General features: G+C 66.8%; 1 protein-coding gene. It reads right to left on the bottom strand.

What is annotated here, in order from left to right:
- Window positions 1-1,758, bottom strand: a 1,758-nt coding sequence (locus tag Q0309_RS02440) for an IS1634 family transposase (protein WP_299437092.1), incomplete at its 3' end; no start/stop codon positions are given.
- Window positions 1,759-1,930: the final 172 nt, after the last annotated feature.

A 1,930-nucleotide genomic window follows, 5' to 3' on the forward strand; every position in this document is an offset into this window, starting at 1 on the left:
GCGCGTGGCACCATGCCGGGGTCGGCCCCGGCGTTTTGGTGTGGGTTGGGCAGGCGACGGCGCAGAGGGTGGATCGCGTTCGGCCGGGCGTGCCCTTGGCGGCAGGGCAACGCCGACGGCCTTTATGATCGCGGGCAGCGTGCCGGTGGCTTCGGTTCGAATGGTCCAGCTTTTTCCACCGCTGGTCACTGTGGCTGATTCCAGCCGGTCGAGGTCACGCAGGACATCGCCCCATTCCGGCTTCAGGCCGGCGGCCTCGCAGCGGGTCTGCAACGCCTTGCGCAGCACCAGGGCCAGGAAGGAGCAGAACACGTGGCCCCGGATGGCGGCGTCGGAGGAATGATAGATGGGGCGGGTGTGCATCAGCGCCTTGGCGGTGCGGAACACGGCCTCGACCTGGAGCAGATCCCGGTAGCGCAGCATGGCCTGCAGGGGTGAGATCCGGGCGTTGGTGCGCAGCACGAAGACGCCATCATAGCGGGCCTCGTCGGCCAACTTGCCGGCGTCGATCTCGAAGACGGGCTCCCTGGTCTCCTCTGGTCCGTCCTCGCCCTGACGCCGGGCCTTGCGCAGATAGCGCCGGTAGGCCGAGTTGCCGACCAGGGCCTTGTCGCCCCTGGCCACTTGCTTTTCCAGGCCCTCGATGATGGCCTGACGGTCGCGCCGGTCCTTCTCGGCCTCGGCCTCGTTGCGGCAGATGATGTAGCGGCGGTCGTCGACGCGGACCTCCTTCGCGAACAACTGGGTCTCGCCTTTCGCGCGCTCGATTAGCAGGGGCGTGAAGGGCGCCGGGTCATCCAGCACATGGTCGCGCACACGCCTGTCGATGCGCTCGCGCACACCCAGCACGTACTCCAGGGCGCGTTCCTCCAGGGCGGCGATGGTGGCCTCCGAGATCATGCCGCGATCCGCCACCACACAGACCCGGCCGATTTTGAAGCGGTGACGCAGGCGATCGACGATCGGCAGCAGCACGGTGACGTCGGCCGTGTTGCCCGGCGCCATCTCCGAGCAGACCGGCCGGCCGTCGCCGTCGATGACCACGGCTAGGATCATCTGGTTCAGATCCGGCCGATGGTCCTTGGAATGGCCCCGCTTGCCCAGGGTCTCGCCGCCGGCGCCGGTGAAGGACAGCGACGTGGTGTCCATGAACACCACGCTGAGGTCGCTGAACAGGTCGCGGCCGCGTTCGAACAGGGCCTCCTCGATCTCGTCCTTGAGCGTGCGCGGGGCGAAGGGTGTGGCGTGGGCTTGGCGGTCCTCGGGCAACTCCTCGCCCAGCCAGGCCATGGCCCGGTAGAAGTGATGCAGGGCCAGCCCGTCGGTGCCGGCAATGTCGTAGTCGTCCATCCACTGCTCGCAGGCCCGATCCGAGCCAGAGACCATGATCCGGTGCAGGACGGCCGTGAAGACAGCGCGCTCGACCGGGAACTCGAACCCGCGCGTGGACAGCGCCTGTTCGATGACCGCCTGACAGCCGGTCTCCTCCCACAGGCGGCCGAAGATCAGCGGGGCGCCGATGCGTTTGGTGCCGAGGTGTGGGGCGGCGTCTGGATCGGTCAGCTTCGACAGCAGGACCGCCTGTTCGGAAAACCGGGCGCCCGACGCCAGCAGCGCATCCAGGGCGCCACTGGCGGCAAGGTGATCCAACCGCCCGACCGTGGCGACGACCCGCTGGCATGCGCGCCCGTCGACCCACTGGTTCTCGACGATCTGCAGGTATCGCCGCGCCCCACTGACCTTCAGACGGAAGAACATGCCGGCCTCCCCATAGAGGACACCAGCCTATACCGTCCTAAGTCAATGTAAAAGCTTATTCTGAGATCCCGCGTGGCACCAGGATTCGGGCTGTCCCCAAAATTTGGACGAAAAAGTTCAATAAAATCAATAACCGGCCGCGCCGGACCCCCGGATCACTGTTGAAGTTGGG

Source organism: uncultured Rhodospira sp. (genome assembly GCF_937138205.1).
Taxonomy (GTDB): Bacteria; Pseudomonadota; Alphaproteobacteria; order Rhodospirillales; family Rhodospirillaceae; genus Rhodospira.